Raw genomic sequence first — 14,235 nt, forward strand, 5'->3', positions numbered from 1 at the left:
CGATATCTGGGATCGAGTGACAGACATCTCCGACCAGCTGCGCTCGTGTAAGTCGGAGATGTCCTGCCATATCACTTCATCAGTTCTGTCAGTGCCCAGGTATCCAGAAACGCAGTGACCTGGGTGATCCTTCCATCCCTCATTACCAGGTGCCAGGCATAGCTATTGGCATAGCGCGCACCATCCATCGCCGTGGCAGCACCATCCCATAGAACGACAACGCTGTTACCTTGCGCTATCAGGTGCCTCACCGTCGGTGTGATGGCTGTCTGCAGCCGGGCATGAATGGGCTCAACCGCGCCTTCGACCAAGGCCTGTTTGCTGTTGTAGGTGTCAGACACCGGACTAACGCCCGCTACCGTCCACTGCGCATCCTCAGCGAGCAAATCAAACACGCTGCCGCGGCCTTGCTGCCAGTTCTCAAAGGCTTGCTGCACCAGAGCAGTATTGGTGTCTTCAAGCGATTTATGGCTTTCCGCCTGCGCGGTAAAAGCCAGTAGCAACAAGACTGGCAGCAGGTATCTGACCTTGCTGAAATACGTTCTGAAGTTCATATCATTCTCCTCGGAATCAAATATTCAATGGGCACTTGCGGTAGGCCGCACAATGATCTCGCTGGTATCCACATCCTCGGGCTGCTCGACGGCAAAACGGATCGCACGGGCGATAGCGAAGGGGCTGACAGCAACCTGCCGGAACGCTTTCATCTCTTCACGCCCCTGCTCATCCGAAATGCTGTCGGCCAGTTCGGATTCGGTTACGCCAGGGCTGATAGTGGTCACCCGCAGCTTTGAGTTTTCCTGACGCAAACCATCAGAAATAGCCCACACCGCATACTTGGTGGCGCAATACACCGCCGCCGTCGGCGACACCGCATGGGCTCCGATGGAAGCAATATTGATGATCTGCCCGTGATTTTGCGCCTGCATTGCCGGCAGCACGGCGGCAATCCCATACAACACACCCCGAATATTCACATCGATCATGCGCTCCCACTCATCCACCTTCAGTGCAGCCAGCGGAGACAGCGGCATAACACCCGCGTTGTTGATCAGCACATCGACACCGCCAAACTCGCCCAGCGCGTAGTCGATGAAGGCCTGCACCTGGTCACGCTGCGTTACATCCAGGCAGCAGGCTCTGGCGACGCCACCCGAGGCAGTGATGTCCGCCACCAGTTTCTCCAGCCGCTCGGTACGCCGCGCCCCAAGCACCACGCGCGCACCCTGCTCTGCCAACAACCACGCAGTCGCCTCGCCAATGCCGCTGCTGGCGCCAGTGATCAGGATGACCTTTCCATCGATGAGATTGCTCATTACTTGCACTCCTGCCGGTTAAGAACGTGAATAATCACAACAGAAGACATGCTAGGGAGCGCAGCGCCAGGTGCTAAGCCCTGTTCGTATTCGAGTCTTGCCTATTTGTATCAACGGGCCTGCATAACGCCGGAATATGTGCTGATATATAGCCTGGTTGTCTAATCGGGAGTGGTCAGGTGAACAGTGTTTCTTTGCCGCGGGCGCGCATGATCGAGTTGGTGAAACGTCTGGCGCCGGCTGAAGGCTATACCCAGTCGATGCTCGATGGCGTCACCTTCATGCGCTCCAATCGCTCAATCCCGGTGACGCCGGCGCTGTATGAGCCAAGTATTGTGATCGTGCTGCAAGGTAAAAAGCGCGGCTTTCATGGCGGCCACAGATACCTATACGACGCAGGGCACTATCTGGTGCTATCTGTGCCTCTGCCCTTTGTTACCGAAACCGAGGCCAGCGAGGCAGAACCGATGCTTGGCCTAGCCTTGCGCATAAACCAGACACTGACCGCGCAATTGGCCATGGACGTAGATGAAACCCTGTCTCAACCCCCGATCAAACCGGCCACCCTCTATGCAACACCCCTGGATGACAAGCTGGAAGACGCCACGCTCAGGCTGCTCGAGGCGCTCAGCTCACCGCTGGAAGCAGCAGTGCTGGCACCCTCGATCTTTCGGGAAATCACCTACCGCGTACTCATCAGTGAACAGGGTGGCGGTTTGCGCGCAGCGCTGCTGCAAAGTGGCAACTTTGGCCGTATCGCCAAAGTGCTGAGAAGCATTCATACCCAGTATGAGCACAGCCTGAATGTCGGCGCCCTGGCCAAGGAAGCCAACATGAGCATTCCTACCTTCCACATCCACTTCAAAGCGGTGACTAACACCTCGCCGCTGCAATACATCAAGGCCATCCGACTGCACCAGGCACGCCTGCTGATGATCCGCGAAGGCTCCAGTGCCGCCACGGCCTCGCATCGGGTGGGCTACGAAAGCGCCTCGCAGTTCAGCCGCGAGTTCAAGCGTCTGTTTGGCCGCAGCCCTGTAGAGGAGGCGCGGTATTTGAAGCAGGTGTTGGCAATTGCAGGGCCAGTGAATGAAATAGCAGCCGAGCAGCTTTCCTGCGCCAGGAATAGGGTGCATCCTCTAAACCATCAGCAATAAAATCCGCATATTGGCGCTCATAAATTAATATTAATATTATTTTTTATGCAGTTACACAATCAATATCAACCCATTTAGATGCGCATTGAAATCTGCAGAAACGGACAGTTGGCTCCAACAAAACGCATAGTTAAGGTTCAAAGGAGCTCATCGCCCGCCAAAGGCCCTGCAACCAAGAGGCAAAACACATTGCAGAAGAAACCTGTGGTACATCTGCCCAGAAAGCGCGCGAGCCAGGACCGGGCCAAGTTCACGGTGCAGGTTATTTATGATGGCTTTGTGCAGATCTGGCGCAGGCAGGGGCCCAGTGCGGTGAACACCCGGGCGATCGCCGAGGAGACTGGCTTCGCCGTTGGCACCATCTACGAGTACTTCCCCAATGCCACAGCGCTGCTCTCGGGCTACGTGCGGCACTGTATCGAATGGGAGATGGACAGACTCAGGGCCAGGGACCAACTGCTCTGTCAGGCGCCCTGGACAGAGCGCTTGTTTGAGCTGGTGCGGATAACGGCGGGGGCCGACCCAGAGGCGCCTTACCTGGACCGCAGCATGCTCCTGCAGGAAGGCCAGATAGCGCTCGACACCCACCACCGCCGCGCCTTTGAAAAGCTCTCTGACACCTGGGTCGAGATCATCGCCGGCTGGCCAGATCTGACCAACCCGCCAACACCCGACAGCATCCGCAACCTGTTCACCCTGGTATGGGGTGCCCGGCGCTATCGGCTGCTGGCCCAGATCGAGAGTCAAGAGCTAGGCGACTGGCTCGACTCCACCTATGCCATGTGCCTGAGCCAGCTCGGGGCAAACGCCGCTCAGGGCAACACCACAATATGACCCTCGTCCGGCGCAACCTGGTTGTGGCATAACTGCGCCACCACCTGCGCCGCCTGCTCAAAACCCTCGCTGAAGCACAACTTGATCCAGGGCGCCTGCGGGTTGCTCAACGCCTGAATAAACTCAGCCTGTTTGGCATCCATGGCGCCCAGCACAGCAGGCCCGCCCAGCTCCTGAACACGCTTGCGGTAGTGCGGCGCGGCAAAGAAGAAATGCGTCTTGCGCTCGGCATCGCCAATGCTGTCGAAATTGAATTCCAGATTGGATGCCGACCCCGCATAGCAGTCGTGCACCAGGTTGTCGCCAAAGTGCTGGTGAATACGCTCGCGCAAGGGATTATCACCAGAGAAGTCGATATACAGGGTCGGGATATCGGCATCGATAGAAGCCAGCTCATCATAGGTAACCACAGACTGATAACACTCCAGACGGTGCACAAAGCCCCGGTTTCTAGCTGAGGTCAGGCCGATGATGCGGGCATCGCTGGTGCCCTCGATGCAGAATGCCGAGCCGAAGGCGGTCTTGCTCGACGCGCTGGAAATCACGATCTGCCGAGCACCGAAAAAGTCATTGACGATCAGGTAATCGGCCAGCATGTACGAGGTCAGAAACAGCGGGCGCAGCAGGGTCCGGTAATCGCTTTCCGCGGTAGTGGCATCCTTACCGGCGTAATTGGTGTAGTAATTGTAGGCGGCCGGCAAACTCTGGCGGTGGCTTGATACCTCGACAAAGCCACCAGCACTGACCTTGTCCGCAAGCACTTTAAGATGCGTGGCCATGGGGTAGTAGCCAAAGTACTGCTCGCCCACCTCAATGCCTGGGGCAACAGACGCGACCACGCGGCCAATCCCCCACACTGGCATATGGCCCCAGTCGTCCTGGCCGGTCGGGAAAAAGTTCCAATAGCCCATGGCATCGCCAAAGGCCGCATAGGTGATGTTGTTGGTTGTCAGGCCAAAGCGTTCCAGCTGAATGATGGCCTCGCCCTCCCGCAGTCTCACCTCGATCTGACAGTCCTCGATTCGGCTTTCATGCAGTTGATCCTTGCGCGAGAGCAAGCGACGGATGGTCAGTGGTGCGGATGAAATCTGAGCAGTCATGGTAGTGAGTTCCCTTGAACAGTGGACAAGGGTTCATGCTAGCAAGGCAAGCAGTCGGGGGTGTTCAGGTTGCTGGAGCCTTGTATGGCGGCGCTTTACGCCCGTTTCCAGGGTACGCGAAGGGGCAATGTTCAGGTTTGGCTGACGCTGTTCTCGCCTCAGTGAACCACGCCGCCGCACTACATCAAACCTGCGCAAGCGCTGTTTGCCGCTTATCAGGCCGATCTCTCAAAGCCGTATACCTGGTCTAGCGTGATAGAGTGCAAACAAGCGTTCGGCTAGCAAGATAGCTGGCCAAAGCCCGTTGAAATCACCCGAACTTTAGAGGCATGCAGCAATGACTGACGACAACACCCCCGCCAAGCCTTCACGCACACATTCCAGCCAGGTGGTGGACGGCGTCGAGCGCGCCGCCAGCCGCGCCATGCTGCATGCGGCTGGCTTCAGTGGTGATGACTTCCGCAAGCCTCAAGTTGGCGTGGCCTCCACCTGGAGCATGGTTACGCCCTGCAACATGCACATCAATGCCCTGGCCGAGACGGTCAATGCCAGCGTCAATGCAGCTGGCGGCAAAGGCGTGATCTACAACACCATCACCATCTCCGATGGCATTTCCATGGGCACCGAAGGCATGAAGTACTCGCTGGTATCGCGCGAGATCATTGCCGACTCCATCGAAGCGGTCTCCGGCTGCATGGGCCACGACGGCATTATTGCCATCGGCGGCTGCGACAAGAACATGCCCGGCTGCATCATGGGCCTGGCGCGGCTGAACCGGCCGGCCATCTTTATTTACGGCGGCACCGTGCGCCCGGGCAAGAACCACACCGACATCATTTCCGTATTCGAGGCTGTGGGTGGCCATGCCAAGGGTACGGTATCCGATATCGAGCTTAAGCAGATCGAGGAAACGGCGATTCCGGGTGCGGGCTCCTGCGGCGGCATGTACACCGCCAACACCATGGCTTCGGCCATTGAAGCCATGGGTATGAGCCTGCCTGGCAGCTCGGCCCAGAACGCGGTATCCGCAGACAAGACCCAGGACTGTGAACGCGCCGGCCAAGCCATTCTCGAACTGCTGCGCCGGGACATCAAACCCAGCGACATCATGACCCGCGAAGCCTTCGAGAACGCCATTACCCTGGTTATCGCCCTAGGCGGCTCAACCAATGCCGTGCTGCATCTGATCGCCATGGCCTCGACTATCGGCGTGCGGATTACCCTGGACGACTTCACCCGCATCGGCCAGAAAGTACCGGTACTGGCCGACCTGCGCCCCAGTGGTCAATATCTGATGTCCGAGCTGATCCAGATTGGCGGTATTCAGCCACTGATGAAGATGCTGCTGGAGCGCGGCCTGCTGCACGGTGACTGCCTGACCGTCACCGGCCAGACGCTGGCCGACAACCTGGCCAAGGTGCAGCCCTACCCGCAAGGGCAGGACATCATTCGCGGCTTCGATAACCCGATCAAGCGCAACAGCCATCTGGTCGTTCTCAAGGGCAACCTGGCCCCAGACGGCGCCGTCGCCAAGATCACCGGCAAGGAAGGTTTGCAGTTCACCGGCAAGGCCCGGGTATTTCACTCCGAAGAAGAAGCCATGACCGCCATACTCGCTGGCACTATAGTCGCCGGTGATGTGCTGGTTATCCGCTATGAAGGCCCCAAAGGCGGCCCCGGCATGCGCGAAATGCTTAGCCCCACCTCAGCCATCATGGGCCAGGAACTGGGTGACAAGGTGGCGCTGATTACCGACGGCCGGTTCTCCGGCGGCAGCCACGGCTTTGTGGTTGGCCATGTCACACCAGAAGCCCAGGCCGGCGGCCCAATAGCCATTGTGCAGGACGGTGACGAGATCACCATCGACGCGGAAGCCCGGCAAATCGTCCTCAACCTGACTGACGAAGAAATCGCCCGGCGCCTGAGCAGCTGGCAACAACCCGCACCGCGCTATACCCGCGGCGTGCTCGCGAAATACGCCAAAACAGTCGCCTCGGCCTCGGAAGGTGCAGTGACCGATACGAATCTGTAGGAACTGTAGAGCCTCTGCCCAGCCGAAACGCTCTTAAGGGTCGGGTAGTGGCGCTGCTTTTTGAAGCTTATCGAACCAAAGAGTTAATGCTGCCGGCGAATCTTTGAGGCTCGCTGCACTATCCCTGGTAGCCGTCAAAGTCATTACCGTCCTGGCTCATCAACGTGACCAGCCTGGGGTGAACAAAAAGTTTTTCCTTGCTCGCCGACTTTTCTGTTAACACCCCTATTTCGCAAAGCTGCTTTAAATAAACGGAGGCGGTTTGGCGCTTGGCAATGTCACGTTCAACCAGATCGCTGATGCGGATGTAGGGCTGTTCAAAGATGAGCTGGATCAGTTCATAGCTATAAATTTTGGGCAGCTGCGTGCGCACGTGCTCGGAGGTATGCTCTATGAGTCGTCTAATCGCTTCGATTTTGGCACAAGTCCAGTTGGACGTGACCTCCACGCCCCGCAGCATAAACAGAATCCACGCCTGCCAATCCTGCTCGCGGGTAACCTGGGTGAGGAGCCGGTAATAGTCCTGTTTATGCTGAAGGAGATAACGGCTCAGATACAGAATGGGCAGAGTGAGGAGCTTCTCCTCAATCAGGTAGAGCACGTTAAGAATGCGGCCTGTGCGACCATTGCCGTCGAAATACGGGTGTATTGCTTCAAACTGGTAATGACTAATCGCCATTTTAATCAGTGGGTCTATATCGTCTTCGGCATAGAGAAACTGCTCCCAATTACCCAATAGATCCCGAATAGCGCCCTTGCCTACCGGCGGCGTATATACCACTTCTCCTGTATCCTGATTACCGATAACGGTGCCTGGGATTTTACGAATATCCATCTCCTGAGCCTTTAGAGTGCTGCAAATCTCTGTGGCCGTGGTGATGCATAGCGGTCGGCGATTGAGTTGTTTGAAACCTTCATAAAGGGCCGTGCGGTAGCTCAGAGCCTCCCTGGTCGCGGCGTCGGCCGCGCTGTCCTCCTTAGCGAACTGGAAAAGCCTATCCATGGTAGTGACGATATTTTCAATTTCAGAACTGTCTTTGGCTTCTAACAGCGGCACCAAATTGATCAGCAGCGTTTGATTGGGCAACAGTTGACCTGCCTGCTTGAGCTCTGCCAGTGCGGCACGCGCATTAATACAGGCTTTTAGAATGGACACCGTTTCAATCTGCTGGCGCTCAGGCGGTAAAAGCGGAAGCGCGTTATAAGGCTGATCGGCTCGCCAAGACATGTTTAATTCGCCTGAGGTTTTCGACACGTTTCAATTAGCTGCCAGTTTATGTCGATGGTTTCGACACAACAAGTTTATGTGTCGAAATACAGGCAAAATATCGACATGAGAAACTCCGTACAAAAAATGAGCGGATCAGCAGAGTCAGCGGCTTATCAACGCCATAGCACAGAGACGCGAGGGTCTTGCTTTTTGCTCGTTTCACTCACAGGTAAAAGACAAGACCCTGATTTTCTCTCGTATTGCCCCGCGCGAGCATCTGACATAACCTCGCTGGCGGACAGGCAATGCATTGCAACACAACCAACATCAGGGATCAGAATGAAAAAAGCCATTTACGGAGCGCTCCTGCTGGGCTCAACCCTACTGCTCAGCGCTTGCTCAAGCGGGCCGTCGGAAAAGGACGTCAAAGCGCTGCTGGAAGCGCAAATGGAGCAGATGTCCGCCATGTTGGGTGATCTCGGCGGCGAGAGCATGTCCGGCATGCTGAAAGTCGAGATCCACGACGTCACCCTCCATGGCTGCGAAGAAGAACGCACGGATGTCTACCGCTGCGATGTAGAAGTGGATGCGACAGCACCGCTCGTCGGCCGCTCGGTACAACGCTCGGAAATGTTAATGGCTAAAGCCAAGGACGGCTGGATACAGGCGCAGTAACCGCCAGCACTTGCCATTTGAACTAGCTGTCCCGTCTTTTCAATGCGGAACTAGTGTTCGATGTGCTAACGCAGCGAATAAGTGATGGTTAACGATAAATTGATCTGTCACTTTTTCGCGCAGCCCTCACCGATTGTTAGCTCGGGTGAAATGTTCATCTGCCCCCCAGTTTCTCCTGCTATACCCGCAGCGGGAATCAATCTTGGACTGGTCCCGGTTTACCGGGGTGGGATTTGTAGTGAGTTGCTCAAGGAGGCGATCTTCCGTAAGCTCATGGCATCAATGGCATTAGCAACAGTCAAGATTGCCGGATGCTTACCGATCTTCTGTTTCTAAGTTCAGACAAGCTTGTGTTTCGACAACCAAGGTTGTCACTGTAAATCACAAGGAAGAGCATGGCCGCCCTATATCAACTTGCAGTATTAGGCTCGCCCAGCGCCGCTCAAGTTTCTGAGCTTGAAGAAATCGTCGGGGCAGCGGTTGGCATGTTCAACTTACGATTAGGGCATGAAGTCGGATGGGAGGTGCAACCGAATGCGTTTAACCCCGACCAACAACGCTCGTCAGCTGCAGTATTTTTCGGGGGCAAAAATCCGGTTCTTGGTAATGTTGCTAAGTTGCTAGAACGAGGCATTCCGGTAATACCAATAGCTTCCGACGTCGATCAAGTTAGTACAGAGATTCCTGAACTACTAAGACCGCTCAACTGCTTAGCCTATAAGGCTAACGGACCACAGCGTGTGGCGACCGCCTTGCTGGAGTGTGCAGGGTTACTACCTCGCCAGCGCCGAGTATTTGTAAGCTACCGTCGAGGTGAAGCCCGCGAGGCCGCCTTGCAACTCTTCGATGCTTTGTCCGCTCGGCTATTCGACGTATTTCTCGATACGCATGGTATTCCGCCTGCGGAAGATTTCCAGGCGATGCTATGGCATCGCCTTTGTGATTCCGATGTTCTCGTGATGCTTGATACACCAGGTTACTTTGGCAGCCGCTGGACAAGCGCGGAGTTTGGACGCGCTCTGGCGAAAGGCATAAGCGTTTTACGGGTGGGCTGGCCAGATTGCACGCCATCTTCTCGAACAGCCACTGCCAGTCGTGCGGAGTTATTGCCTGAAGAAGTGGATGTGGCCACAGGTCGCCTCGATGACAACGCTGTGGAGCGAATCTGTCTTCAGCTTGAAGAGGTTCGCAGCCAAAGCAATGCGGTCCGTTCAGTCAATCTGGTGAGCAATCTGCGCAATGCCGTCCAAACAATTGGCGGGAGACTTGTCGGAGTTGGCCCTAACAAGGCGGTCTATATCGAACTCCCGGATGGCAGGAGTGTAGTAGTCTACCCAATCGCCGGGGTTCCCACGTCAACCACATTGCATGAAGCATCCACAAATTCACCAGATAAGTCGGTTGCCGTTGTTTACGATCACGTTGGATTGCATCCCCGGTGGCTCGAGCATTTGGACTGGTTAGGCCAGCACATCCAGTCTGCACGGTGTGTCAAAGCCAGTGAAGCTGGTTGGCAATTTGCAGATTGGGAGGCCTAGCCATGAGTTCCGTATTCCTTTCAGCCAGTGTTCCGTTGTTGGGTCGCGGCTCGTACCACGAAACTGCCGACCCATTTCTCATCCAGTGCGCTGTGAGGGAACTGCTCATAACCGTCATCCGTCAACACAAGATTGTATGGGGAGGCCATCCCGCAATAACGCCCATGATTTGGAACGTTTGCGAAGACTTAGGCATTGATTATTCTGAGGCCGTTGTTCTGTATCAAAGTAGATTTTTCGAGGATCGCTACCCGGAAGAAAACGACCGTTTCCAGAATACTGTCTTCACAGAAGCAATTCCCGATGACAGAGATGGGAGCCTGCTGCTAATGCGGGAAAAAATGCTTTCGCGAGATGACCTCATTGCCGCTGTTTTCATTGGCGGCATGGAAGGAGTGGAAATCGAGCATAAAATGTTCAAGAAATTTCATCCCACAGCTAAAATTCTACCTATACCTTCCCCTGGCGGGGCGGCCTTGAATCTAGCAATGGATCATGGTTACTTTGCCGGCACTGATCTTACCGATATAGATTTTGCGCAAATCTTTCACGCGCACCTCGCATTCAAAATTCAAGGCGAAGTTGTGTAAACATCCCCGGCGAACTTGCTCGACGGTAGTAGACCCTCAACCGCGAAAACATTTGTACCCAAAAATTGATACCAGCTGCGTTGGCATGCAACTTAATCATTGCCACCTGACAGACTGGTTTGCAGGACTCATCTAGAAGCAGAACCCATCATAACAACGACCCAGTGCTCATCACAGAACGCGCATAGAGTTCAGAAATCTGCTTCTGGAACTGGGTCTGGCCTCCGTAGCTAGGGTGCCTAACGCAAATCACGGGCACCGAATCCGTGATGCGTTTAGCCGCAACTGCAGCATCTTTACCTATCGCCACAATGCGAGCGGGGCGTAGTAAGACAATGAGCTGCCGGAGCAGCTCTTCACCTGCTCGCCTCTCACGCGCGTTGTGTTGCCGATTCGTGAACGGATCTCCTGACTCATGTGGATGAAGAGGAAAGACGTTCCACAGAAAAATGCGAGCATCAATCTGTTCTAATTGGCCCCAAATCACCGCAGCAGTCCGTTCGGCTACAGCATTGCCTATCGTCGGTCGTTCAGAGACCAGGTCAAGATTCCAACGCCTAGCGTGCTGACACATGTGAACGTCGTCAGTTAGAGCGAAGCCAGTACGGCGCCCTCCGCGGTAACCGAGGTCTCTACCAATCCATATCGCATCTACGGGTTTCTCCGCTGCACGACGCAACATAGCTGACAGGATAACGGCGCGGCGACGCGGTGCATCGTGTCGATCATGAATTTCACAACGATCCGAGTAAGGATTGAAGCAATTTTCAAACTGAAGCGAGGCCACAGCGTCAACGAATGGGTGGATCTTCATTATTCAGACTCAAGCGGCATGTATGTAATAGTGCGTTGTTCTCGATTACCAACAATCCAGCCACCTTGGTTCGCCTTTAGCTGTCGAAAGACAGCGTAGCCATCCAGAATGGCCCGCTCCCAGAGCTTCAATGGGCATTTTTCTACTTCGTAACCAGTCACGAATTCGCTAATTGTCTTGAGAAGACGAAGCGGAAGCTTTTCTTGGCCCTCGAAGAAATCCAGTTCCTTGGCTCTGGTAAATATCCATGCAGAAACCCCTTCCTCCACGACGATGGCCCGACCGCTGTCCTGTTCTTCATCATACCCCGGAATACTCTTTCGTTTGTGCTTGATCAACGCCCGCATGACAGGTGACCAGTGCAAGATTGCAGCATAAGCAAAATGGAAAACGTCATGAAACCGATAGCCATCGTCACCTCCAATGCTGTCAGTCAGAGGATCTCCAATGAACACCCCATTCCATTGGAGATAGCTCTTGTTTCCTCCCCGTTGATTAATCCTTATCTTGAAGTACCTAGGCAGCTGCTCTTCAATCCCAAAATCACTATCAAAATCAAGGCCAACTAAATCTGCTGCTTGAGGCTCCAAAAAAGCGCCACGAGCCTTACTGAGATTGCCGCGAGCCACTTCAGAAAAAGCAAGCTTGGCGGCGTTCATTGCATCCAAGTATGCTCGTGCGAAAGAAACCAAATTGGTACGAGATGGAGTACTTCCCAGAAAAGCCGCCGCAGATTGCCCAAGACGGACCAAAGTAGCGTCTAAAGAAGTAGTCGAGTCTACGGGCACGGCAATATAGGCAAATGCACCCTCAGTTACATCACTTGCGGCTCCCACATTCCTGAAATCACCGTGATTTGCGGCTTCCGCAAAGATGTCTTCAAGAGGTATCTGCATACGTCTACAGATTGCAGCCAGGTACCAGAGAGTGTCGCCAAATTCTTCTTCTGCCGCCCTCTTGAAAGCGGGATAGGCAGTTTTCTCTCGGACATTTTTTTTTGCCGTCGCCATTATCCCACCAACTTCCCCGTATAGACCTTGGAGGACTGGATTGAAGTCGTGCGAATCAAGTACGTCTGTAGCTGCAATTTCCGCAGCATAATCTGACAGCAAGAGTGAACCTTGTTTTTTCATCGGTCACCTACGTAGAGTCAGCCATTCGAATGGGGCACTGTGATAGCCGCACACACCAAAACTGCGAATCCATTTTTCAAAATCTAAAATTAGCTGTGCATCAGTAAAGGTGGTTAATCCAATTCCTTTTTTACATATGTTTCGACCTTGCTGATCTTCCAGCTCATCAGGAAATTGCGGACCGTTGCCTCCAAAATACGCAAAATCGTCGCTGATCAAAACTCTGTTAACGCTTGTATCACGTGTAACGTGATCCGGATTAAGCGAACCGTCGGGGCGGGAGTGAAACGAGTCTCGCTGCTCCCAGTCGGCCCCAACCTCAGCTCTGAAATAGATATTGTCCCCGCAACTTTGTTTCCGGCTGCCATTACGATACGGCTTCTTAGATTCAAATCGAGGATCTGAGCAATATTGATCAAATGTCATCGTTTCAGTTATACGCATTGCATAAACTAGACGCCCGCCAAGTCGAACGCTTCGATCATTGCTGCCACTACCTACAACCCAATCACCCACGTGGGCTATTTTACGAATTCTGGGTTTACAGGTTGCAAGCGTGCAGTAACTGTAGAAGGGATTAGGTGCGAAACCACTGTCGTACCGCACGACATAGGAATGAATACGAGCCATTAGCAGGGATGCCTTTTTAGCGGCATTGGGTCATAGGCTTCACCACCAGGCTTCTCCCAAGAGTCCTTGCCGTTGATCGCATCAATGATTGCGTCACCGTTCCACCCAACCATAGCGTCGGCATATTCCTCTAGAGCACTTGGGAGCTCACATTCTTTCTCGCCATGTTCCCAAATGCCGACAACACGCTTGCCCTGCTTAGCCGCGTATTCAATTTCCCAATTAACCCAATCGCTATCTTTTGTCTGCGACGATACATAGCAGATAAAAATTCCCGCCCAGTTGATAGCAGGCGCAAGGATCTGAGTCTTGATATATTGCTCGTTAGTGGCGTTATTGAACTTTCCGGTATGAATTGAGGAATCCCTTACTTCCAAGCCTTTAGGGGCCAGCAAATCCTTTAACTTCTGCAACCCATGATCGTCCTTGTGGACATGGCTAATGAACACGTTCTTTTTCTTCATGACCGGTCACCTCAACTCCCTTTGAAGGCACAATGCCATGTTTCGATGCGCTACTCAAGCGACCGTATCACCCCAAGCCAAGGTCGCGAAGGAAGTTGCACAAAGCGGGCTTTCATTTTGTCAGCGCCAATTCTTGGACACTCTTCAAGCGATCGCTTTTTGCCGAAAGTAGCCGTTCAATTAAACCAAAACCACAACAAGCTCAGCCAACACCCTCACCTCATACTGCTCTTCTGCTCCCAGAACAATCGGCTGAAACGAGCTATCCGTAGACTCTGGAGATAAAGTGATGCGATGATGCGCCCACCCTGCACCACCCTCGGCCGCTACCTTTTCACTGTAGTACTTCTTCACCGTAAAGCTACCGCCTGTTTCGGCATCATCAATACTGCGATGCTGGGCTACCACTATCTTGCCTTGGCGTGTGCCTTTCGGATTGGCGCGGAACAAACACCAGGCGCCGTTGGGTATGCGGCGGTTCATTGATTCGCCTACTACCTGAGCGACAAACAAGTCTTCGCTTGCGCTGAAGCCATCCGGAAGCTCCACCCATTCGTCCACATCGGTATCCAGGGCCTGGGACTCGGAGAATGAGCCTGCGGCTATCTGCAATGGGATCAGCGGTACTGCGCGGGAGTTGGTTCTGCCCTCCTCGCCGCGCAGTACGGTAAATGGCAGTTCAGTTGTGGCGTCGATCACTGACTGGTCGGGCTGATCATCGTTTTGCGAGTTCGTCTGAGTG

15 protein-coding genes are annotated in these 14,235 nt (G+C 54.2%); 6 read left to right on the forward strand and 9 right to left on the reverse strand.

Translation table 11 applies throughout. The features are described 5' to 3' along the window. Positions 1–71: 71 nt before the first annotated feature. Positions 72–554, reverse strand: coding sequence for a nuclear transport factor 2 family protein (locus tag K787_RS0110325; protein ID WP_022962729.1), 483 nt, complete (start codon positions 552–554; stop codon positions 72–74). A gap of 24 nt (positions 555–578) precedes the next feature. Continuing rightward, positions 579–1,316: an SDR family oxidoreductase gene (locus K787_RS0110330; protein WP_022962730.1), complete on the reverse strand. Its 738-nt coding sequence runs from the start codon at positions 1,314–1,316 to the stop codon at positions 579–581. A 209-nt stretch (positions 1,317–1,525) separates the two neighbouring features. Here K787_RS0110330 and K787_RS22755 point away from each other — a divergent pair, with 209 nt between their 5' ends. Both K787_RS22755 and K787_RS22760 read left to right on the forward strand, forming a co-directional pair. After that, positions 1,526–2,473: an AraC family transcriptional regulator gene (locus K787_RS22755; RefSeq protein ID WP_022962731.1), complete on the forward strand. Its 948-nt coding sequence runs from the start codon at positions 1,526–1,528 to the stop codon at positions 2,471–2,473. Between the two features lie 189 nt (positions 2,474–2,662). Further along, entirely contained in the window at positions 2,663–3,307 is a 645-nt protein-coding gene (locus K787_RS22760; protein ID WP_022962732.1) for a TetR/AcrR family transcriptional regulator, read from the forward strand. Here K787_RS22760 and K787_RS0110345 read toward each other — a convergent pair. Beyond that, a complete protein-coding gene (locus K787_RS0110345; protein ID WP_022962733.1) occupies positions 3,286–4,407 on the reverse strand; it encodes a DUF2855 family protein in 1,122 nt (373 codons plus the stop codon). The two genes, K787_RS22760 and K787_RS0110345, sit on opposite strands and share 22 nt — an antisense overlap. A gap of 337 nt (positions 4,408–4,744) precedes the next feature. Between K787_RS0110345 and ilvD the strand changes: the two genes are divergently transcribed. Next, on the forward strand, positions 4,745–6,439 hold the full coding sequence (gene ilvD, locus K787_RS0110350; RefSeq protein WP_022962734.1) for a dihydroxy-acid dehydratase: 1,695 nt from the start codon (positions 4,745–4,747) through the stop codon (positions 6,437–6,439). A gap of 118 nt (positions 6,440–6,557) precedes the next feature. Here ilvD and fic read toward each other — a convergent pair whose 3' ends face one another. Further along, positions 6,558–7,667 carry a protein adenylyltransferase Fic gene (gene fic, locus K787_RS0110355; RefSeq protein WP_022962735.1) on the reverse strand — a complete coding sequence of 370 codons (1,110 nt, stop codon included), beginning with the start codon at positions 7,665–7,667 and terminating at the stop codon, positions 6,558–6,560. Between the two features lie 321 nt (positions 7,668–7,988). Between fic and K787_RS0110360 the strand changes: the two genes are divergently transcribed. The 3 genes from K787_RS0110360 to thcA all read left to right on the forward strand — a co-directional run bounded on the left by K787_RS0110360 (position 7,989) and on the right by thcA (position 10,452). Beyond that, complete coding sequence (locus tag K787_RS0110360) at positions 7,989–8,324, forward strand: hypothetical protein (protein ID WP_022962736.1); 336 nt, start codon at positions 7,989–7,991, stop codon at positions 8,322–8,324. 395 nt (positions 8,325–8,719) lie between these two features. Beyond that, positions 8,720–9,862 carry a Thoeris type III anti-phage system protein ThcB4 gene (thcB4, locus tag K787_RS0110365; protein WP_022962737.1) on the forward strand — a complete coding sequence of 381 codons (1,143 nt, stop codon included), beginning with the start codon at positions 8,720–8,722 and terminating at the stop codon, positions 9,860–9,862. 2 nt (positions 9,863–9,864) lie between these two features. Continuing rightward, positions 9,865–10,452, forward strand: a complete 588-nt coding sequence (thcA, locus tag K787_RS0110370; protein ID WP_022962738.1) for a Thoeris type III anti-phage system protein ThcA — start codon at positions 9,865–9,867, stop codon at positions 10,450–10,452. Positions 10,453–10,600: 148 nt separating this feature from the next. Here thcA and K787_RS25760 read toward each other — a convergent pair whose 3' ends face one another. From K787_RS25760 to K787_RS25515, 5 genes are all read right to left on the reverse strand, one after another. Then, complete coding sequence (locus K787_RS25760; RefSeq protein ID WP_022962739.1) at positions 10,601–11,266, reverse strand: uracil-DNA glycosylase; 666 nt, start codon at positions 11,264–11,266, stop codon at positions 10,601–10,603. Next, positions 11,266–12,399, reverse strand: a complete 1,134-nt coding sequence (locus tag K787_RS0110380; protein ID WP_022962740.1) for a nucleoside triphosphate pyrophosphohydrolase family protein — start codon at positions 12,397–12,399, stop codon at positions 11,266–11,268. Before K787_RS0110380 ends, K787_RS25760 begins: the two co-directional genes overlap by 1 nt. Positions 12,400–12,402: 3 nt before the next feature. Continuing rightward, positions 12,403–13,029, reverse strand: coding sequence for an Nmad2 family putative nucleotide modification protein (locus K787_RS24695; RefSeq protein WP_084672028.1), 627 nt, complete (start codon positions 13,027–13,029; stop codon positions 12,403–12,405). After that, positions 13,029–13,493: a TIR domain-containing protein gene (locus tag K787_RS0110385; protein WP_022962741.1), complete on the reverse strand. Its 465-nt coding sequence runs from the start codon at positions 13,491–13,493 to the stop codon at positions 13,029–13,031. The genes K787_RS24695 and K787_RS0110385 overlap by 1 nt, the downstream gene beginning before the upstream one ends. Before the next feature lie 180 nt (positions 13,494–13,673). Next, positions 13,674–14,192 (reverse strand): LexA family protein, encoded by a 519-nt coding sequence (locus K787_RS25515; protein WP_235801923.1) that lies wholly within the window; start codon positions 14,190–14,192, stop codon positions 13,674–13,676. Between the last annotated feature and the right edge of the window lie 43 nt (positions 14,193–14,235).

The sequence above is a fragment of the Halopseudomonas pelagia CL-AP6 genome (assembly GCF_000410875.1).
Taxonomy (GTDB): domain Bacteria; phylum Pseudomonadota; class Gammaproteobacteria; order Pseudomonadales; family Pseudomonadaceae; genus Halopseudomonas; species Halopseudomonas pelagia.